This window comes from Agathobaculum sp. Marseille-P7918 (genome assembly GCF_900625105.1).
In the GTDB taxonomy this organism is placed as follows: Bacteria; Bacillota; Clostridia; order Oscillospirales; family Butyricicoccaceae; genus Agathobaculum.
Genome location: NZ_UYYD01000002.1, coordinates 192,471 through 211,703, shown reverse-complemented (window position 1 = coordinate 211,703; position 19,233 = coordinate 192,471). Strand labels below are relative to the sequence as shown.

At 59.2% G+C, this 19,233-nt stretch carries 15 protein-coding genes and 5 tRNA genes; 12 read left to right on the top strand and 8 right to left on the bottom strand.

Features of this window, described 5'->3' with window-relative positions; translation table 11 throughout:
- The first annotated feature begins 107 nt into the window (after positions 1–107).
- From EJL02_RS04520 to EJL02_RS04475, 10 genes are all read left to right on the top strand, one after another.
- Positions 108–1,883, top strand: a complete 1,776-nt coding sequence (locus EJL02_RS04520) for a sensor histidine kinase (RefSeq protein ID WP_164510288.1) — start codon at positions 108–110, stop codon at positions 1,881–1,883.
- Positions 1,864–3,318 carry a response regulator gene (locus tag EJL02_RS04515; protein WP_164510287.1) on the top strand — a complete coding sequence of 485 codons (1,455 nt, stop codon included), beginning with the start codon at positions 1,864–1,866 and terminating at the stop codon, positions 3,316–3,318. Before EJL02_RS04520 ends, EJL02_RS04515 begins: the two co-directional genes overlap by 20 nt.
- A 92-nt stretch (positions 3,319–3,410) precedes the next feature.
- Positions 3,411–4,535: an ABC transporter substrate-binding protein gene (locus EJL02_RS04510; protein ID WP_125115219.1), complete on the top strand. Its 1,125-nt coding sequence runs from the start codon at positions 3,411–3,413 to the stop codon at positions 4,533–4,535.
- Positions 4,536–4,658: 123 nt separating this feature from the next.
- Positions 4,659–5,450, top strand: a complete 792-nt coding sequence (locus tag EJL02_RS04505) for an ABC transporter permease (RefSeq protein ID WP_125115218.1) — start codon at positions 4,659–4,661, stop codon at positions 5,448–5,450.
- Entirely contained in the window at positions 5,450–6,223 is a 774-nt protein-coding gene (locus tag EJL02_RS04500) for an ABC transporter permease (protein WP_125115217.1), read from the top strand. Before EJL02_RS04505 ends, EJL02_RS04500 begins: the two co-directional genes overlap by 1 nt.
- A complete protein-coding gene (locus EJL02_RS04495) occupies positions 6,196–6,984 on the top strand; it encodes an ABC transporter ATP-binding protein (protein WP_442857997.1) in 789 nt (262 codons plus the stop codon). Before EJL02_RS04500 ends, EJL02_RS04495 begins: the two co-directional genes overlap by 28 nt.
- Positions 6,985–6,999: 15 nt before the next feature.
- Complete coding sequence (locus EJL02_RS04490) at positions 7,000–7,746, top strand: ABC transporter ATP-binding protein (RefSeq protein WP_125115216.1); 747 nt, start codon at positions 7,000–7,002, stop codon at positions 7,744–7,746.
- 135 nt (positions 7,747–7,881) lie between these two features.
- Positions 7,882–9,417 (top strand): sulfatase family protein, encoded by a 1,536-nt coding sequence (locus EJL02_RS04485; protein ID WP_125115215.1) that lies wholly within the window; start codon positions 7,882–7,884, stop codon positions 9,415–9,417.
- A gap of 12 nt (positions 9,418–9,429) precedes the next feature.
- Positions 9,430–10,941 carry a sulfatase gene (locus EJL02_RS04480; protein ID WP_125115214.1) on the top strand — a complete coding sequence of 504 codons (1,512 nt, stop codon included), beginning with the start codon at positions 9,430–9,432 and terminating at the stop codon, positions 10,939–10,941.
- A gap of 49 nt (positions 10,942–10,990) precedes the next feature.
- Entirely contained in the window at positions 10,991–11,776 is a 786-nt protein-coding gene (locus tag EJL02_RS04475) for a sulfite exporter TauE/SafE family protein (RefSeq protein WP_125115213.1), read from the top strand.
- A 116-nt stretch (positions 11,777–11,892) separates the two neighbouring features.
- Here the strand turns inward: EJL02_RS04475 and EJL02_RS04470 are convergent, their stop codons facing one another.
- The 6 genes from EJL02_RS04470 to EJL02_RS04445 form a co-directional block, all read right to left on the bottom strand.
- Positions 11,893–13,455, bottom strand: a complete 1,563-nt coding sequence (locus EJL02_RS04470; protein ID WP_164510286.1) for an ABC transporter permease — start codon at positions 13,453–13,455, stop codon at positions 11,893–11,895.
- 446 nt (positions 13,456–13,901) lie between these two features.
- Positions 13,902–13,977, bottom strand: a tRNA-Lys gene (locus tag EJL02_RS04465).
- A gap of 126 nt (positions 13,978–14,103) precedes the next feature.
- Positions 14,104–14,178, bottom strand: a tRNA-Gln gene (locus EJL02_RS04460).
- A 76-nt stretch (positions 14,179–14,254) separates the two neighbouring features.
- Positions 14,255–14,331: transfer RNA gene (locus tag EJL02_RS04455), tRNA-His, on the bottom strand.
- 142 nt (positions 14,332–14,473) lie between these two features.
- Positions 14,474–14,550, bottom strand: a tRNA-Arg gene (locus tag EJL02_RS04450).
- Between the two features lie 32 nt (positions 14,551–14,582).
- Positions 14,583–14,656, bottom strand: a tRNA-Gly gene (locus EJL02_RS04445).
- Between the two features lie 176 nt (positions 14,657–14,832).
- Here EJL02_RS04445 and EJL02_RS04440 point away from each other — a divergent pair.
- Together EJL02_RS04440 and EJL02_RS04435 are read left to right on the top strand one after the other, a co-directional pair.
- On the top strand, positions 14,833–15,531 hold the full coding sequence (locus EJL02_RS04440) for a response regulator transcription factor (RefSeq protein ID WP_125115211.1): 699 nt from the start codon (positions 14,833–14,835) through the stop codon (positions 15,529–15,531).
- 40 nt (positions 15,532–15,571) lie between these two features.
- Positions 15,572–17,176 carry a sensor histidine kinase gene (locus tag EJL02_RS04435; protein ID WP_164510285.1) on the top strand — a complete coding sequence of 535 codons (1,605 nt, stop codon included), beginning with the start codon at positions 15,572–15,574 and terminating at the stop codon, positions 17,174–17,176.
- Between the two features lie 68 nt (positions 17,177–17,244).
- On the opposite strand, the gene EJL02_RS04430 is transcribed toward EJL02_RS04435, so the two are convergent.
- Positions 17,245–18,639 carry a DUF4179 domain-containing protein gene (locus EJL02_RS04430; RefSeq protein ID WP_125115209.1) on the bottom strand — a complete coding sequence of 465 codons (1,395 nt, stop codon included), beginning with the start codon at positions 18,637–18,639 and terminating at the stop codon, positions 17,245–17,247.
- Between the two features lie 3 nt (positions 18,640–18,642).
- Entirely contained in the window at positions 18,643–19,140 is a 498-nt protein-coding gene (locus EJL02_RS04425; RefSeq protein ID WP_125115208.1) for an RNA polymerase sigma factor, read from the bottom strand.
- Between the last annotated feature and the right edge of the window lie 93 nt (positions 19,141–19,233).

The window sequence follows — 19,233 nt, the reverse complement described above, 5'->3', positions numbered from 1 at the left end:
CGTTTATCGGGTATCATGGGGGATACATGCCAGAAATACCAGAACGGTGCAAAGGGAGGAAAGAGGCTTTGAGCGGAAAAAGGCAGCGGCCAAGACGAAGAAAGAAAATGTCGCAGTCGGTGATTGCGACCAGTCTGCTGTGCATTGTGGTTTCGGTGATCATCGCGGTCAGCGCGATCGCGTATTTCACCTTTTACCTGGTTTTGGAGGAAAAGGGAGAATCCCGCGTGGATGTTTTGCAGCAGATCAGCGACAGCAACTCGGTCAACCGGACCAATATGGTCAACGTCATGAACATGGTCTACGACGATTTCTATGAGGTGCTGACCGCGGACGCAAACGACCGGACCACGCAGCAGATCGCACATCAGCTGGAGGCGACCGAGGCGCTGCTGCAGCATATCGGCATGGATTTTACGATCGACATCGTCATGAACGACCATCGCCAGTTCACCACGGACGACGACAAGAGCAACATCGAGAGCTTGCAGAGCACCTACTGGTATATCCGCCATTACAGCGGCGAGACCGATACCAGCTGGAACCTGCGCTTTTGGGATGTGAGCGATATCTCCAGCTACGGCCTGTCCTACGGCAGGACGGTGTACGCGCCGGACGGGACGCCGATCGGCGTGATCGTCATCACCAGCGAGCATGAAGCCCTGTTCCGAACCTTCCAGAAGCTGGTCAGCGACGGCGCAAAGGTGTACATCCTCGACCAGAACGGCATCATCATCTGCCACACCAACGCGCAGCGCGTGGGCAACTGGATGACGAGCATGGAGGCGTTTCAGGAGGAATACGGCTATAACTCCTATCGCATCATCCAGCGGGGCGACGAAAATGTCATTCTGGCCAGCTATTGCGACAAGGACAGCGGCTGGACCTTTGTCGAGGAGCAGAACATCGACGCGCTGCTGCAGGAGGGCTTCGCGCTCATCCGCAACTGCCTGCTGGTGGTGCTGGCCGGCTGCCTGGTCGCCGGCATTCTGGCCTATGTGCGCGTCAAGCAGGTGACCGACGTGCTGGTCGAAGTGACCGACACGATCGGCGATATGCGGGCCGACCGTCTGACGCCGCTGCCGGTCAGCGAGACCTACGAGGAGACCTTTGTCCTCACCACGGCGTTCAACGGCATGATCCACCGCATCAAAGAGCTGATCGAGGACATCCGGCTGCGCGAGCAGGAAAAGCAGCGCACGGAATACGACTTTCTGCAGGCGCAGATCAACCCGCATTTTCTCAATAATACGCTTCTGGCGGTCAAAAGCCTGATCGCCATGGGGCATGTGGATCGTGCGAGCCGCATGATGAACGAGCTGGTCGAGCTGCTGCATATTCCGTCCACGCCGGAGATCCAGTTTGTGCCGCTGGGGGAAGAACTGCATCTGGTGCGCAATTACATCGCCATCATGAACTGCCGGACGGAAAAAGATGTGGAGTTTTTCTGCGAGATTCCGGAGCAGATGCTGTCTATTCCGGTGCCCCGCATGATCTTGCAGCCGATCGTCGGCAATTCCTTCTTCCATGGCTTTGCGGAGAAGGACGAGGGCTGCGAGATCCGGATGCGCGCGGGTTTCCGCGGCGCGGCACTCTACATTGAGGTGACGGATAACGGCGAGGGCATCGCGCACAAGCGGCTGGACGAGATCGCGTCGGGCCACTACAAGTCCGGCCGGATGCACCACGGCATCGGCCTGAAAAATGTGCAGAAGCGGCTGGAGATCATCTACGGCGGCAATTCCGGCGTGCGGGTGAAAAGCCGGCTGGGAGAATATACGACGGTGACGGTCACAATGGACCGATACAAGGAGCTGAAAAACAAGCGCAAGACCGCGTTGGATGCGGCAAAGGAGGCGACACATGAAGATCATGGTGGTTGACGATGAACCGCTCATCAACCAATATATCGTGCAATGCATCCGCAATGCGGACCCGGAAAACGAGATCATCGGCGCGGTGACCTCGGGCGCGAAGGCGCTGGCAACGCTCGAGAAAACGCCGGTGGATCTGGTGTTTGCCGATATCACCATGCCCAAAATGGACGGCATCGAGCTGCTGCGCGAGATCAAAAAACGCGATCCGTCGGTCAGCGTGATCATGCTGACCTGTCACGATGATTTTGAGTATGCGCGCGCGGCGATGCAGCATCAGGCCAGCAATTACATCCTCAAAAACGAGGTCAGCGTGGAACGGATGCGCGATGTATTGAAAGAAATGAAGCAGGGCCGGCAGGAGCACAGTGCCAAGGGTGCGGCGCAGCAGATCAGCCGCAACAATTACCTGCGCCGTCTGGCGGAGCAGGACGAAAGCGTGCAGCCGATCCGGGAAAGCGATCTGCGGGCCAATCACATCTACTTAAGTGACCGGGCGTTTGTGGTGGTCGCGTTCCGCAACAGCGCAAGCAACGTGGACCGGATGCAGGAAAGCCTGCGGGGCGGGTTTGAAAATCCGCTGTTTTATGCCTATAACAGTCAGGAAATGTATCTGCTGGTCAACCTGCACAAGGAGGAAGGCCCCTTGCAGGACGACCGCGCCGCCGCCGTGTTCCGCAGCGCGGACGACCGGTTTGACGACGCGGTCGGATGCAGCCGCGTGCACTATCATCTGGAGAAATTGCAGCAGGCCTTTGCCGAGGCGGACGAGGACCGCGACAGCCGGTTTTATCAGACCGCGGCCGAGGCGGGGGCTGAGGAAATGGGCATCCGCCAGGTGGAGACCTACATCATGCGCGCGACCCTTCAGATCGAGGAGAAGGAGATCGGCAAAGGCTGCACCGAGATCACCAAGCTGATGGGGTATGCGCAGCGATATCATGTGCGGGTGCCGTTCCTCAAGGAGGCGCTGCTGCAAATGTTTGCCGGCATCCGGGTCAAGCTCGGCATGGAACTGGAAGAGGTGGAGGCCGGCATCGAGAACAGCCGCACCTATCCGGAAATGCTGCGCTGCGTGCAGCAGGGGCTCGATCTGCTGCGCGGGCAGGACAAGCTGTATTCCGCCCCGATCCAGCGGGCGATCGACTACATCGGCTTTCACTATACCGAGGATATTTCGCTCAACACGGTGGCGGATTTTGTCTATCTCAACCGCGACTATCTGTCCCGGCAGTTCAAAAAAGAGGTCGGGGTCAATTTTTCGGAATTTTTGATGACCATGCGGATGCGGCGCGCCAAGCGTCTGCTCGAGACGACCAATATGCGCATTTCCGACATCGCGCTGAGCGTCGGCATCACCAATATGAGCTACTTTTCCACCGTTTTTCACAAATCCTTCGGCTGCAAGCCGAACGACATCCGAAAAAAGAAGAAAGCCGAATGATGTCATAAATGTGAAAAACGGGGTCAAAAATTAAAAAGACTTTGTGTAAATTTTACGGTAAACTGAAGTCAAATCAGAGGGAGGTATGAATCATGAAAAAAAGATTACTCGCATTACTTCTTACCGGTGCAGTATTGACCAGCCTGGCCGCATGCGGCGGCAACGATGCAAACGCGGGCGGCGATGACCAGAACGCGTCCCAAGGCTCGAGCGACGGCACGTTCACGGCGTCCGGCCAGACCCTGAACGTAGGCGTGCAGTCCAACATCATCTCCATCCCCACGGTTTATGCAGAAGAAAAAGGTTATTTTGACGAACTGGGTCTGGATGTCAACCTGATTATGTTCCCGAACGGTTCTCCGGAAAACGAAGGCCTCGCAGCCGAGCAGCTGGACGTCGCGTCCAACGGTCTGGCTTCGGTGTATTCGATGGCGTCCGGCCTGTGCGACTGGATCGCGGAATCCGACAGCGGTTCGGTCACGGTAAACGTTTATGTCCGTCCGGACAGCCCGGTGCTCCAGCACAAGGGTGAGATCGACGGCAAGCCGGATATGTACGGCAGCGCGGACAGCCTCAAGGGCCTGACCGTTCTCGGCCCGACCTCCACGATGGAGCAGTGGGTTGCCGCTTCTTACTTCTCGCAGTTCGGTCTGACGGCCGGCGCGGATTACGAGTACCTCAACATGGACCGTGCAGCGGCGGCGCAGGCGATCCTGACCGGTGAAGGCGACGTGTTCGTTGCCACCGACGTGGACTACTGCAACATGATGGAAGACAACGGCATGGTAGCGGTTGCCGACTGCCTGGAAGCGACCGACACCGAATTCCTCAACGGCTTCCTGGCCCGCAAGGACATCCTGGAAAACCGTTACGGCGATGTGGTTCTGTTCCTGCGCGGCATGTACAAGGCTGCCGAGGAGCTGCAGGCCGATCCGGATCTGCGCAATGAGTTCGCGCTCAAGTTCTATTCGGAAAACGGCAAGCCGGCGGACGCAGACGACGTCAAGGCGGAAACCGAGATCCGTCCGTTCATCGTGCCGGACGATCTGACCGCGGATGATTATTACCTGGGTTCGGGCACGCTGCAGGTTGGCAATTTCTTCGCTTCGATCGGCACGATCGAGGAGGATCAGGTGCAGTTCATCGAAGAGGCGATCAACGTCGGACCGGTACAGGATGCGCTGGGCATCACGGTCAAGGCGGCAACGCTCGAATAACGCCCAAACAACACAATAAAAAAGCCTGCGAAAGGGGGCCCATGCTCCATGGGCTCCCTTTTTGCGGAAAAATGACGGCAAACAGGCGATTTTTTCGGCTGATGCAGCAAGGGAGCGGGGCAAATGAAAGGCAAAAAGAAGTTTCAGATCAACAAATATTTCTTCATCAGTATACTATCCATCTGCTTGGGCATTTTCGTCTGGTGGCTGGTGACCGACGGATTGGGCATCTTCCGTTCGAACGCGCTGCCGTCTCCGGTCAAGGTGTTCGAGTCCTTCATCAAAAAGTGGTATGAGACCAAACCGGACGGCGCAACGCTGCTCGAGCACCTGATCGCAAGCTTGCAGGTCGCACTGGGCGGCTATGTGATCGGCGCGATCATCGGCATCCCGCTCGGCATCTTCATGGCGTGGAACGATAAGGTCGATATGTGCGTGCGCCCGGTGTTCGATCTGGTGCGTACCATCCCGGGCGTTGCGTGGACTTCGGTCATGGTTACGCTCGTCGGCATCGGGTTTCTGTCCAAAGCGTTGGTTATTTTCATTTCGGCCATGGTCGCCATGGTCATCAACAGCTATTCCGGCATCAAACAGACCAAAACCGTGCATCTGTGGGTCGGCCAGACCTTTGGCGCAAGCAACTGGGAGCTGCTGACCAAGATCGCGATTCCGTCGGCGCTGCCGATGATCTTCACCGGCCTGGATGTTGCGCTGGGTTCCGCATGGACCACGCTGGTCGCAGCCGAACTGCTCGCATCCACCAAGGGCCTGGGCTTCATGATCCAGCAGGCGCGCGGCATCTTCCGACTGGATATCGTTATCGTCGGTATGATCGTCATTGCGATCACGGGCGCCGTGCTGTCCTCGATCATCCAGTGGCTGGGCAGAAAGATGATTAAAGGAGGCAGAACCTGATGACTGAGAAAAAGAAAAGAGTGCTGTTCGGTGCATTGGGTATCTTCATCTTCCTGTGCATCTGGTATGCCGCAACAACGCTGACGTCGCTGGGCAAGGTCATGCCCGATCCGGTCACCGTTCTGGCCGGGTTCTTCACCGCGTTTGTCGAACCGATCGGCACCCATTCCATGATCATGCACATTCTGGTCAGCCTGCGCCGCATGCTCATCCCGTATTTCTTCGGCGGCGTGCTGGGCGTGCTGGTCGGCATCCTGATGGGCTGGTACAAGCTGGCCGACGCCATCCTCATGCCCTATATCCAGATGATCCGTCCGATCCCGCCGATCGCGTGGATCCCGCTTTCGATCGTATGGTTCGGCTTTGACGAAGGTTCGAAGTACTTCCTGATTTTCCTGGCGTGCTTCTTCACCATCGCGCTGACCACCTACAACGGCGTACACTCGGTTGACGAGACGCTGGTGCGCGCGGCGCGCATGCTGGGCGCGAAGGACAACCAGCTGTTCACCTCGATCGTGCTGCCGACCACCGTGCCCTACATCTTCTCCGGTTTGCAGGTTGCGCTCGGTTCGGCATGGGCGACCATCGTCGCGGCGGAAATGATCCGTTCGTCCGAAGGCGTTGGCTGGCTGATCATCAGCGGTCAGGAAGTAGGCAATATGACCCAGATCATGGTAGGCATTATGGCGATCGCGCTGACCGGCCTGCTGATCACGTCGATTATGAGAGGAGTGGAGTCTAAATTATGCGCATGGACAGTGAGAGGCAAGTAAGCACAAACGACGCGCTGATTGAATTCCGCAAAGTCGATAAATTTTTCAACAAGCCGGAAGAGGGCCGCTATCAGGTCGTCGGCGACCTGAACATCCAGGTGCGCGAGAACGAATTCCTCGTGCTGTTCGGCCCCGGCCAGTGCGGCAAGAGCACGATCCTCAACATGGTCGCGGGCTTTGAGATGCCCTCGGCGGGCGAAGTGCTCTGTCAGGGCAAGCCCATCGAAGGCCCCGGCCCGGACCGCGGCATGGTGTTCCAGAACACCGCGCTGTTCCCGTGGCTGACGGTCATGGGCAACGTGGAATACGGCCCCAAGATGCGGGGCGTGAAAAAGGAAGAGCGCCGCAAGAAGGCGCAGCATTACATCGATCTGGTCGGCTTGCAGGGGTTTGAAAATTCCTTCCCGGTCAAGCTGTCCGGCGGCATGCAGCAGCGTGTCGGCATCGCGCGCGCTTACTGCAACGAGCCGCTCGTCATGCTGCTCGACGAGCCCTTCGGCCATCTGGACGCGCAGACCCGCTATCTGATGCAGGACGAGCTGACCCGCATCTGGCAGGCGGAAAAGCGCACGGTCATTTTCGTCACCAACAACATCGAAGAGGCGGTCTATCTCGCCGACCGCATTCTGGTGCTGCGCAATTGCCCGACCGGCGTCAAGGCGGAATACGAGATCACTCTGCCGCGTCCGCGCAATTACACCGACCCCGAGTTCCTGCGGCTGCGCCGCGAGATCGACTCGGTGGTTGACCACACGCTGTAAAGGAGGCCGCTGCAAATGGCAAACAAGGAACCCAAGGTTCGCGTGCAGAACCTGACCAAAAAGTTCGGCGACCTGCTTGTGCTCGACAACCTCAACTTCGAGGTGGAGGAAGGCGAATTCCTGTGCATCGTCGGCCCGACCGGCTGCGGCAAGACCACGTTCCTCAACAGCCTGACGCGCCTGTATGAGCCGACCGCGGGCGATATCCTGGTCAACGGCATCCCGGTCGATCCGAAAAAGCAGAACATCTCTTATATCTTTCAGGAGTATTCCTCCTTCCCGTGGCTGACGGTCGAGCAGAACATCCGCTTCGGGCTGGAGATCAAAAAGACCCCCAAGGCGGAAGCGGACGCCAATGTCGAGGAGATGCTCGACATCGTCGGCCTGACCAAGTTCCGCAACTATTATCCGAGCCAGCTGTCGATCAGTATGCTCCAGCGCGTGGCGATCGCGCGTGCGTTTGCCACCAAGCCCGAGCTGCTGCTGATGGACGAGCCGTACGGCCAGCTGGACATCGACCTGCGCTTCAAGCTCGAGGACGAGCTGATCAAGCTGTGGAAAAAGACCGGCACGACCGTGCTGTTCATCACCCATAACATCGAAGAGGCGGTTTACCTCAGCCAGAAGATCATGGTGCTGACCAACAAGCCGACCTCGGTGAAAACCGTACTGGACAACCCGCTGCCGCTGCCGCGCGACGTCGTTTCGGAAGAATTCGTCGCGCTGCGCAACAAGGTCACCGACCTGATCAAGTGGTGGTAACCCCGTTCGGCGGACACCGGATGAAAAACGATCATATCTCTCTCTTCTTCTTTCTGATTTCCCCTTGGTTTGGCTTTGCCGGGCCAAGGGGAAATCCACCTATGAACCAATTTGCGTGAGAAAGGTGTGGATAGCATGCCGCGCAATATCCTTTTGCTTATGACCGACCAGCAGCGGGTCGAGTATGTCGGCTATGTGCCGGGCGGTGTGGTGGATACGCCCAACATCGACCGCATCGCGCAGGGCGCGTATTTCACCTGCTGCAACACGACCAATCCGATCTGTTCACCCGCGCGCACCTCGCTGATCACCGGGCGCTATCCGCGCCAGATCGGCACGCTGACCATGTCGGGCGACCTGTTTCCGCAGATCCCGACCTTCATGCAGGCGCTGCAGCGTGCGGGGTACAAGACCTACGGCATCGGCAAGTTTCATTACAACCAGACCTATCCGTGGTCCACGCCGCGCGGCTGCGGCATGGACCCGGTCGCGGGCGAGGACGGGGAGAAGGCCTATGGCTACGACTTCGTCTGGGAGACCGCGGGCAAGCAGCAGGCGGTTTCCAACTACTGTTTTTACTGCGATTATCTGCAAAAGAAAGGCCTGCTTTCGCAGGTGCGCGACTTTTTCCAGCAGTGCGGCGGGTCAAACGGCGATGTGCCGCATCACAACTACGACAAGGCGCTGCCGTGGCCGTTCGATGAGGAGGACTACATCGACGTGGTCACCGGCCGCGTCGCGTGCGAGCAGCTGCGCGCCCATCCGGCCGACCAGCCGTTTTACATGAAGGTGTCGTTCTGCGGGCCGCACAAGCCCTATGACGCGCCGCAGCGCTATCTGGATATGTTCCCGCTCGAGCGGGAGGACGACTTCCTGCTGCCCGAGGGACAGCAGATCGCGCCCGAGGACAAAGAAGCCCTCTGGCGGCAGCGGCGCTCGTCCAAGGCGATGATCAAGCTGATCGACGACCAGATTGGCCGGATCCTCGACCTGCTTTCAGAGCGCGGCATGCTGGAGGATACGCTCATCCTGTTCACCTCGGATCACGGCGACATGCTGGGCGACCACTATCTGCTGCAAAAGGGTGTGCCGTGGCGGCAGGCGGTCAACGTGCCGCTTGCCGTGCGCCTGCCGGGCGCCGCGCCGATCGGGGAAAACACCTCGCCGGTTGAGCTGTCCGACCTTGCGGCGACGATTTTGGATTACGCCGGACTAGACCCGGCCGCGGCGCTCAGCCGCAGCTGGCCGGCGTATAACGATGTCATCCCGTGCCGGTCGCTGCTGCCCGTGCTGCGCGGGGAGACCGACCGCTGCCGCGATTTCTGCTTTGCCGAGAGTGACTTTACCGAGGAGCGCATCGACGGCGTCCCGATCACGGACACGCCGTATTGGCGCGGGGCGGACGGCCGCCGCAGCAACGCATGGCAGTCGATCATCACGGAAAACAGCAAGTACATCAAGTATCTGGGTTATCAGCTGGGCGAGGCGCCTTACGAGGAGTTCTACGACCTGACGCGCGACCCGATGGAGACGAAAAACTGTGTCTCCGACCCCGCGTACCGCGCGCAGGTCGAGCAGGCGCGCGCCCGTCTGGCTTATATGGTCGATCACCATCCGGCGGCACAGAAAACCTGGTGCACCGCCTGCGCGCAGACGCGCGGCATTCGATAGGGGGGACGCAAGATGAAAACCATCGTTGTGCTGATGGACAGCCTCAACCGCCGCTTTCTGCCCGCCTACGGCAACACTTGGGTACGCACGCCTAACATGGACCGCCTGGCGGCGCGCAGCTGCGTGTTTGACAACCACTTTGTCGGCTCGGCGCCCTGCATGCCCGCGCGGCACGACCTGCTGACCGGCCGCATCGACTTCCTCGAGCGCAACTGGGCGCCCGTGCAGCCGTTTGACTGCACGCTGCCCGATGTGCTGCACCGCAACGGGTATTTCAGCCATCTGGCGACCGACCATTTCCACTATTTCCATCTGGGCGGCGAGAATTACCATGCGGTGTTCGATTCGTGGGAGTTTTTCCGCGGGCAGGAGACCGACGTGTGGGCGTCCAACCTCGGCAAGATGCCCGAGCGGCCGCATTACGGGCAGGACGAGGCGCAGTATGTGCGCAACCGCGCGCGCTTTACGGACGAGTCTGAATACCCCTCGCCCAAAACGCTGCACCATGCGGCGGATTGGGTGGAAGAGCACCACGCGGACGACAACTGGTTTTTGCTGGTCGATTCGTTTGACCCGCACGAGCCGTTCGACTTCCCGGACGAGGACGCGGCGGAGTACCCGGACGACTACAAAGACAAGCTCTATTACTGGCCGGAATACGCGGGCAGCGAGCAGGCGACCGCGGAGGCGATCGAGCATCTGCGCCGCCGGTACGCGACGCTTGTGACCATGAGCGACCGCTGGCTGGGCCGCCTGCTGGACGTGCTGGACAAGCACGACCTGTGGGAGGACACGATGGTCGTCCTGACCACCGACCACGGCCACATGCTGGGCGAAAAGGGCTTTCTGGCGAAAAACTACATGCCCTGCTACAACGAGATCTACCAGATCCCGATGATGGTCTGGACGCCGGGCATGACCGGCCCGACACGCTGCGCGGCGCTGACGCAGAACATCGACCTGATGCCGACCATTCTGGATTTCTTCGGCATCGGGCAGAAGGACTGCCGCTATCCGCTGCACGGGGCAAGTCTGCTGCCGCTCATGCGGGGCGAGTGCGACCGCATCCACGAGTCGGTCATTTACGGTGTGTTCGGCCGGCAGGTCAACATCTGTGACGGGCGCTATACCTACTTCCGTTCGGCGGTGCGCGAGGATAACCGGCCGCTCAACCTGTATACGGCGATGCCGAGCACGATCTGCCATTACTGGGACTTCGACCACTTAACCGACGTGTCGCAGATCACGGCCGGGCCGTTTCTGTCCTATACGGACTATCCGGTGTTCCGCATCCCCAACACGATCACGCGCTTTGCCAATGATTCGCAGAATTTTGCCGAGCGGTATGAGATCGTGGGGCATAATCTGCTGTTCGATCTGCAAACCGATCCGCAGCAGGAGCATCCGCTGGACGATCCGGAGATTGAGCGCATGATGTGCGGCAAGCTGGCGCAGGCCATGGCGCGGCATGACAGTCCGGCCGAGCAGTTCGAGCGGCTGGGGCTGACGCCGCCGCGCGGTTAAAAAAATGGCGGTTCGGGAGAACGGCCGAGAGAAATGAGGGTGGGATCGCATGTATGTGATCTGTTTTCTGACCGCTTTTCTGGCCTGCATCATCGGCAAGATCTGCGGTATGGGCGGCGGTGTGATCATCAAGCCGGTGCTGGACGCGACCGGCGTGATGCAGGTGGCGGCGATCAATTTCCTGTCCGGCTGCACGGTCATCGGCATGACCTGCTGGTCGGTTGGTAAATCCATGGTCAAGCGGGATTCCCAGATCGACCTTGCGGTTTCCACGCCGCTGGCCATCGGCGCGGCGGCGGGCGGCCTGTTCGGCAAGCAGCTGTTTTCCGCGGTGGCGGGGTTGTTTGCGGATGCGAACACCGCGGGCGGCGTGCAGGCGGGGCTGCTGCTGGCGGCGACGTTCGCCACGCTGCTGTATACGGTCAACAAAAGCCGGCTGCACATGCTGCAGGTGCGCAGCAAGCCGGCCTGCATCCTGATCGGCCTAGGTCTCGGGATGCTGGGCACGTTTCTGGGCATCGGCGGCGGACCGTTCAACATGGCGGTATTGTATTTCTTTTTCTCCATGTCCACCAAGGTGGCCGCGCAGAACAGCTTGTATGTCATTTTGATCAGCCAGTCGGTCGGCATTTTGGCCACGGCATTGGGCGACGGCATTCCGGCGCTTTCCGTGTGGTTGCTGGCCGGCATGGTGCTGTGCGGCGTGGTCGGCGGCGAGGTCGGCGGCCGGATCAACAAGCGGCTGAGCGAGCAGCGCGCCACGCGGCTGTTTGAGGCTTCCATGGTGCTGGTCATGGCGATCAGCTGCTACAATATCTATTCGTTCTTTTTCTGAATGCGGCCGTGGAGCGCGGGATAGAAAAAGTCTGCAAGGCAACCTGCCTTGCAGACTTTTTTGTGTTTCGCCGGCGGAAGGGAAGGCCGGCTGCGCTGAACAGCGGAACGCCCGCGCTATCGCAAAGCCGTCAGGATCTGCCGTGGCTGCAATTGGAAAATGAACCAACCGCCCTTGCAGATCGCGATCACGATCAGCAGCAGTTCGAGCCCCGCGAGCGCCAGCAGTGGGATAAAGCCGAACGAAAAGTCGATGTGCTCCGGCCCGCCGTAGCTGCCGCTTTCACAGGCGAACAGCTCGGACATTTTGCCGCTCATCGCCGCGTTGTAGATTTCCTCTTCGGTATATTCCTTTGCCTGCGGCTGCGCTGCTTGGATGGTCGAGGCAAGCATCTGATTGCCGATCGCGTTGGCACTCGGTATGCTTGCCGGCAGCGCGACCAAAAGCGCCAGCGCCGCCACGATCACCGCTTCCAGCACGAACTGGCCGAGGATTTTCGCCTTGCTGAAGCCCAGCGATAAGTAAATCGCGACCTCCTGCCGGCGGCTGCGCACCCACATGGTGAACACGATCAGCAGCACGATCATGCAGCCTGCGACGATTGCGCCCACCAAGCCCGCAACCATGTTCCGGATGGAATGGAGCGGATCGACGGTGGATTTGTACATGGTGTCGTCCAACGATATGGCGCAATAGTCCGAATCCGGGAATTTTAGTTGCTTTGCCTGTTTTACAATTTCTGCGAGATGGGATGGATCATCCACAAAAACAGTGAGATTATAGTAGGAAAAATCGCCGATATAATCTTCATAATAGTTTTCATCCCACGCAGTTTTGATCTGCGATACCGTATCTTCATCTGCCATCAGCCAGTTATAGGTGATATTGTACTCATGCACATTTTCGCCGGTCGGCTGATACCCATTGACATGGAAAATACCGACGATCTCGAGTTCCCACTCCGCAAGCACCTTCGTGGGATCGTATTTTCTCAAATCATACCAACCAAGCTGCTGGTTGCGCATGCTGATCTGAATCGTATCCCCGAGCTGAAGGTCATTCTGCGCTGCGAGTTCGTCGGAAATCAGAACTTTCTGCCTGTCATGCGCCGTAATATGCCGGCCGGACACCAGTTCGAACGCGCCGGTGCGGAATTTGTCGTTCAGTGCCGTCTCGGTATTGCTGTATATCGCGGTTTGCGCTGCGTTCAGCTCACTGCTCACCAGGCCGCCCCACTCGACATCGGCGGCTTTGTATGCCTTCCGCTCCGGGTCCGATGTGTAATATTGATAGCGGTTCGCCGCCGCGCCGGGATAGAGCTTGATGTTGTCCACGACCACATACTGCTTCAGTTCGCCGTTGTACGCGGTCACGCCGTCCAGCTGCATCACCTTTTCTGCCAACTCATGGTTGAGCACGGCGCCGGTATACGTTTTCTTCATGGAGCCGTCCCGCGACAATACCATTTGATAATACTCTGTATTTTCCGAATCCAAAGGCAGTATTTTGCAGACAAAGCTCGTCCCCAGTCTGTTCTGCACCTCTTTGGTGACCGCGCCGATGCTGTTCCATACGGTAACGCCGATGGCAAGGCTGAACGAAATGACAAACAGCAGCAAAAACAGCAGTATGCTGCGTTTGGCGTTGCGCCTGAGGTAAAGGGAAGTCCGCTTTCCCATGTGACAACCTCCTTTGAAACAGACGGCAAAAGCGGAACGGGGCCCGGCCGGACGTTTCGTTCGGACAGCCCGAAACGGGAATCGTCCCGGCGTTTCGGATGCTTCTGTGTTCATTGTACCAGTTGGCGCGCGGGCGGTATAGAGACAGGATCGACAAAATATTTTTGGGAATTTCTATGCCGGAAAGTGCTGTATTTTCCCTTGGATTGTGCAGCAAAGAAAACATTTGTTTGTTTTGCATGCGTCGCCTTGCGGGGATGCAAAGGCGTGGCGCTTGCATGCGGTTCACTGTTTGCGGGAGCCGTGGATTACGCCGACCACAAACAGCAGCACGGCGCAGATAAAAATGGTTTTGGCCCACCAGATGATGTTGTACAGCATAGGGCGCCTCCTTTGGATGGAGAAGTAAAAAAAGCGAACCCGTCACTTTCGTGACGGGTTCGCTTTGGTGACCCAGCGGGGATTCGAACCCCGGACACCCTGCTTAAAAGGCAGGTGCTCTGCCGACTGAGCTACTGGGTCATATGAAATTGTGCGAAGAAAAGTGGCAGGGACGGCTGGATTCGCTTTTCTGCGGAAAAGCCACGGCGGTTGCAACATGCCGCCGGCATCTTGCCAAGAGCCGCCTTTCGAATCCAATGGAAAAAATGGCAGGGACGGCTGGATTCGAACCAGCGAATGTCGGCGTCAAAGGCCGATGCCTTACCGCTTGGCGACGCCCCTGTATCCGTTGAATCAAACGACAGACCGTACCCTAAGCATAACGCGCTGCGATAGGCAGCGCGTCATAGGGTTTATATGGGGTGGGTAAAGGGACTCGAACCCTCGACCCTCGGAACCACAATCCGATGCTCTAACCAACTGAGCTATACCCACCATATTCTATTTCGCCAGCGGAAAGTTGGCACGCCAGGAGGGATTCGCTTTTCTGCGGAAAAGCCACGGCGGTTCAAACAATCCACAGGATTGTTTGTAAGAGCCGCCTTTCGAATCCCTAGCCATGCCTGCGAAAAAATCTTGGCACGCCAGGAGGGATTCGAACCCCCGGCCTACTGCTTAGAAGGCAGTTGCTCTATCCGGCTGAGCTACTGGCGCATATCAATTCCGGCAACCCGTGCCTAAAAGTATGGAGCGGGTGATGGGAATCGAACCCACGTGTTCAGCTTGGAAGGCTGACATTCTACCATTGAACTACACCCGCGGGTTTTTCTGACGCTTAAATAGTATACCAACGATTGCGGATTTTGTCAACAGGTTTTTTCATTTTCTTTGTCAGAAATTTTACCGGCCGAATCGGAAATTTCTGCAAACCGTCCGGCACGTCATCAAAAGGGCATAGGGGCGTGTTATACTGGAAGCACAAAGGGGGGATGCAGCGTGGGCTACACGATTTTACTGGCCGAGGACGAGCCCGCCATGCGCGAGGTGGTGGCGGATTATTTCGCGGAGAAAAGCGGCGGCGCGCTTCGGGTGGAGACGGCCGCGGACGGTGACACCGCGCTTGCACGGATCGAGCAGCGCGCGTTCGACCTGCTGCTGCTCGACGTGATGCTGCCGGGGACGGACGGCTTTGCGCTGTGCCGCGCCGCGCGGCAGCGGGGCGACGTGCCCATCCTGTTCGTGACCGCCCGGGAGGACGAACAGGACAAGCTGCACGGCTATGGCCTTGGCGCGGACGACTATGTGGTCAAGCCGTTTTCGCTGGCGGTGCTGTACGCCAAGGCGCAGGCGCTGCTGCGCCGCGCGAAAGGGCTGACGCAGGACGACGTGCTGCGGGCGGGGACGCTTACGCTCGATCCCGCGCGCGGCACTGTGACGGCGGGCGGGGCGCCGGTTGCGCTGCCGCCCAAGGAATTTGCGCTGCTGCGGGCGCTGATGGAGCGAAAAAACCGCGTGCTGACGCGTGACGAGCTGTTAAATCTCGCGTGGGGGTGGGATTTTGACGGCACCGACCGCGTCGTGGACAGCCATATCAAAAAGCTGCGGCGCGCGCTGGGCACGCACGCGGGCTGCATCAAGACCGTGGTCAAGCAGGGCTACAAACTGGAGGTGGATGGAGATGAAAACCAAACGTAGGAATTTTTGGAGTTTCTTTTGGCGCGTGGGCGCAGGATTTTTGGCATTTTATCTGGCGGTGATGGGACTGTTCACCTATGTGACGGCGCAGCGCAAGCTGGAGGAGGCGCGTACGAGCGCGGGAGATCAGGCATTACTCGAACCGGGGGAGAAGCTGTCTCTGGATTGGCCAAAGGCGCTCTACCGTACATGCAATCGGTCCGATTTGCGGCCGCTGGCGATGGTCGGCATTTTCGATAAAGACCGCAACTTGCTTGCGTCGTCAGGCAATTATTATAACCTCGACTCGACGTATCTTGATCTGGAACGCTGGCTGACGGAAGAGGAGCAGTTCCGGTTGGTGGAGCTTGAGCAGGAAAGCAGCCAGCCGATTACGCGCAATAGCACCGGCAGGATAGGATATGTGTTGCATTATCAGGGCTGGCAGGATGGCGCTTTTTTGATCCCGTACCGGCTGACCTATACTACGGTGAAATACGAGGTGCTGGAGGATGGCGGGATCATGGAGACTGAGCTTGATGGCGAAACCGTGCTGATGGAACGCCAGCCGGATATTGACACCAGCGGCCTTTTCTGGAACGACCAGCCGTTTGAATGTTATATGGGCGGCACGCCGGATGGATTCACCCTATCGGGGTTTGATGTGGAGGACGGTGTTTCCGGTTACGTCAAAGCGCGGGATTCTGCGGAATTGGCGCAGATGCGTGCGCGCATGATGACGCTGGCTGAGGGCGTGGATAATATGAACTTTATCATCGGCGCATGGGATGATGATAATACGATTTTCCACTATTACGTGGAGGTCGGCAGCTATCTCGGGCAGGATGGCTTTTCTTATGAGCCGACGGATTATTCCGTGGTCTACATCTGGTCGTACTATCCGCTGCGCGAAGCGATAGACGAGCTGGGGCTGGTTTATGGGATGGGGTTGGCAGCGATGCTGGCCATGTCCGCCATCCTCGCTTTCGCCCTGCTGCGCGTGTGGCGCAAGCAGGCGCGCGTCGAGCAGGCGCGCCGCGACACGACCGCCGCACTCGCGCACGAGCTGAAAACGCCGCTGTCCGTCCTGTCCGCGACCGCCGAGCTGCTCTCGGACGACATGGCGCAGGACAAGCGCACACACTATCTGGACGTCATCCGGCAGCAGGCGCAGCGCATGGACGGCAGCGTGCGGCGCATGCTTGAGCTGTCCCGGCTGGAGGCGGGCACGAAGGCCCTGCGGCGCGAGAAGGTGTCTCTCTCCGCCCTCGCGCGTGAGCGGCTGGATGCCGCCGTTCCGCCGGACAGCCGCCTGCACACGTCGGTCGTGGTAGACGGCGCGGACGAGGCCGACGCCGACCGTGCGCTGCTGGCCCGCGCGCTGGACGCGATCCTGGAAAACGCGGTGCAGCACACCCCGCCGGATGGCAGCATCACGGTGCGCATCGAGCGCGGCGTGTGCGCGGTCGTCAATACGGGCGAGCCCATCCTACCCGCGGCGCTGCCCCGCCTGTGGGAGCCGTATTTTCAGGCCGACCCCGCGCGCACGGCCAAAGGCGACGGGCTGGGACTGTCGATCGCCAAAACCGTGTTCGACCTGCACGGCTACGCCTATGGCGCGGAGAACACCCCCGCCGGGCCGCGGTTCTGGTTCCGGTTCGGATAAGGCCGCGTCCCGCAGACAAAAGGCAGGATAGACCGCAAAAAGCCACCCTTCGGGGTGGCTTTTTGTCGTTATGGCAGGTCGATCGTGACCGCCTGATCTTCAAGCAGAGTGAGATCGTCGTCCGGCTGCCAGAAGGATACGCCTGCGATCTTGGCGACTTCCTCCTCGGTTGCGTCGGGATAGTACAGCGTCGCGATGATTTTGCCGGTTTCCCGGTCGGTATAGCTATCGATCGCTGCAAATTTGTTAAAGGAAAGGGGATTGCCTTCCGCATCGGTCAGGTTAAACTGGCCGTTTTCCTCCCAGACGGCACCGTGTACCGAGAAGGTGGCAACAGCCCTGTCCGCGCCGACTTCGATCGTTTCCAGCGTGACACCGTTTTTGCAGCCGTCGGTCAGCGGCAGGCTGTCCAGCGCGCCTTTGACCTCATGGGCGTGATAGCTCCACTGGATCGGGATCAGCGTGATCGACTTTGTGGTTTCATCCGCACCGATGAACTCGAACACATTGACCGAACGACTCAATGCGCTGCTGGTCATTGCGGCAGGCAGGCGGAGCAGGAAGTTGCCCTTGTCATCGCGCAGGACAAAGCCATCCCATGGAATGTCGTCACCGCTTACGCGCTCACTGAGTGTGATGGTCGAGCTGAGCGGCGAGACAGACACGCGCTCGATGCGCGGTGTGCGGCTTATCGTATAGTTTTTGCCAGCCTCGTCTGTACCGCTAAACTGGACGGTGAAATCCTGCTTCGGTTCGACCGTCCGCGTTTCGACAGCGACCGCGCTCTTGTCCACCGACAGTTCAAACTGGATGTCGCCCTCGTTCAGGCGGCTGGTGCCGCTGGTATAGAGCAGCAAATCGAATTGTTCGGGCAGCGTTTGCTTGAGCGTCAGACGGTGTACGCCTTTGAGCGTGTAGTCGTCCACAAAATAGGCTTCGTTGTCCACCCAGCCGCCGGTGTCTAGTTCTTTGCCGTCCACCTTGGCGCAGAACACCGGCGCAGTCCAGCCTGCGCGCCAGCTTTCCGGCTCGCTGTCCGTTCCCACCTGATCCAGCGGCGTGTCGCTCGACATGGTGAAGAAGATGCTCATATAGCTGTCATCTAACGCGATATTGTCGATGGTCAGCGTCACACCGTTCACGGTTTTGCTTGCGCCGATCGCGGCGTTGAACTGTTCGTACTCGGTTTGCAATGCGTTATACTCGCTGTTGCGGCCGGTGTGGAAATAGCCGATCGCGCCCTGCGCCATTTGGATGACCGTGGGCGCGGCCGCGGCCGCTCCGACCACCAGTGCGGCGGCGATGCCGATGCAAAGGGCCACGCGCGCCGGGCGGCGCTTTTTGAGGGGCGTCACCTGCTCCGGCAGGTCGGCTAGCCGCGCGTCCATGCGCTCGTCAAAGCCTTCCGGCATCGGGCTGCCCTCGCGCTGTGCGCGGGCTTTCAGCTTTTCGTCAAACGTCATCTGTCATTCCTCCTCCAGCAGCGTGCGCAGACGGCTGCGCGCACGGGACAGGCGGCTGCGCACCGTCCCTTCGCGCACGCCGAGCACTTTTGCGATCTCGGCGGTCGTCATATCCTCGTAGTAAAACAGCACGGTCGCGACGCGGTAGTCCTCGGGCAGGGCGCAGACCGCGTCCCACAGGGTGAAGTTATGTCTGTCCTCCGCGCCGCCCGCAAGCGGCTCCAGATCGTCCGTATAGGTCAGGCGCGCGGTTTTGCGGTGGTGCTCGTGCGCGCAGTTGACCGTGATTTTAATCAGCCAGCCCTTGAGCGCCTTTTCGTCGCGCAGCCGCCCGAAGGCCTGCCACGCGCGCAATATCGCTTCGCTCACCGCGTCCTCCGCGTCCGCGTCGCAGCTTAGCAGCGCCCGCGCGGCGCGGTACATCGCGCGGCGGTGCGCGGTCACGGCGGCGGCAAAGCGCGTGCGTGTGTCGTCCTGTGTCTGGCTCAGTATCATTTCCATGGTATCACCTCGTCTCGTTGTCCGGACACCCTTAAGATGCACGGCGGCGGGGGATTGCTCCCGGAGAAGGGCAAAAAATTTGCCGCCGGACGT

Bases quoted from the DNA above. Each gene is read 5' to 3' on its own strand.
- EJL02_RS04520 (WP_164510288.1), top strand. From the start codon at position 108: ATGTCGCAGTCGGTGATTGCGACCAGTCTGCTGTGCATTGTGGTTTCG.
- EJL02_RS04515 (WP_164510287.1), top strand. From the start codon at position 1,864: ATGAAGATCATGGTGGTTGACGATGAACCGCTCATCAACCAATATATC.
- EJL02_RS04510 (WP_125115219.1), top strand. From the start codon at position 3,411: ATGAAAAAAAGATTACTCGCATTACTTCTTACCGGTGCAGTATTGACC.
- EJL02_RS04505 (WP_125115218.1), top strand. From the start codon at position 4,659: ATGAAAGGCAAAAAGAAGTTTCAGATCAACAAATATTTCTTCATCAGT.
- EJL02_RS04500 (WP_125115217.1), top strand. From the start codon at position 5,450: ATGACTGAGAAAAAGAAAAGAGTGCTGTTCGGTGCATTGGGTATCTTC.
- EJL02_RS04495 (WP_442857997.1), top strand. From the start codon at position 6,196: ATGCGCATGGACAGTGAGAGGCAAGTAAGCACAAACGACGCGCTGATT.
- EJL02_RS04490 (WP_125115216.1), top strand. From the start codon at position 7,000: ATGGCAAACAAGGAACCCAAGGTTCGCGTGCAGAACCTGACCAAAAAG.
- EJL02_RS04485 (WP_125115215.1), top strand. From the start codon at position 7,882: ATGCCGCGCAATATCCTTTTGCTTATGACCGACCAGCAGCGGGTCGAG.
- EJL02_RS04480 (WP_125115214.1), top strand. From the start codon at position 9,430: ATGAAAACCATCGTTGTGCTGATGGACAGCCTCAACCGCCGCTTTCTG.
- EJL02_RS04475 (WP_125115213.1), top strand. From the start codon at position 10,991: ATGTATGTGATCTGTTTTCTGACCGCTTTTCTGGCCTGCATCATCGGC.
- EJL02_RS04470 (WP_164510286.1), bottom strand. From the start codon at position 13,455: ATGGGAAAGCGGACTTCCCTTTACCTCAGGCGCAACGCCAAACGCAGC.
- EJL02_RS04430 (WP_125115209.1), bottom strand. From the start codon at position 18,639: ATGACGTTTGACGAAAAGCTGAAAGCCCGCGCACAGCGCGAGGGCAGC.
- EJL02_RS04425 (WP_125115208.1), bottom strand. From the start codon at position 19,140: ATGGAAATGATACTGAGCCAGACACAGGACGACACACGCACGCGCTTT.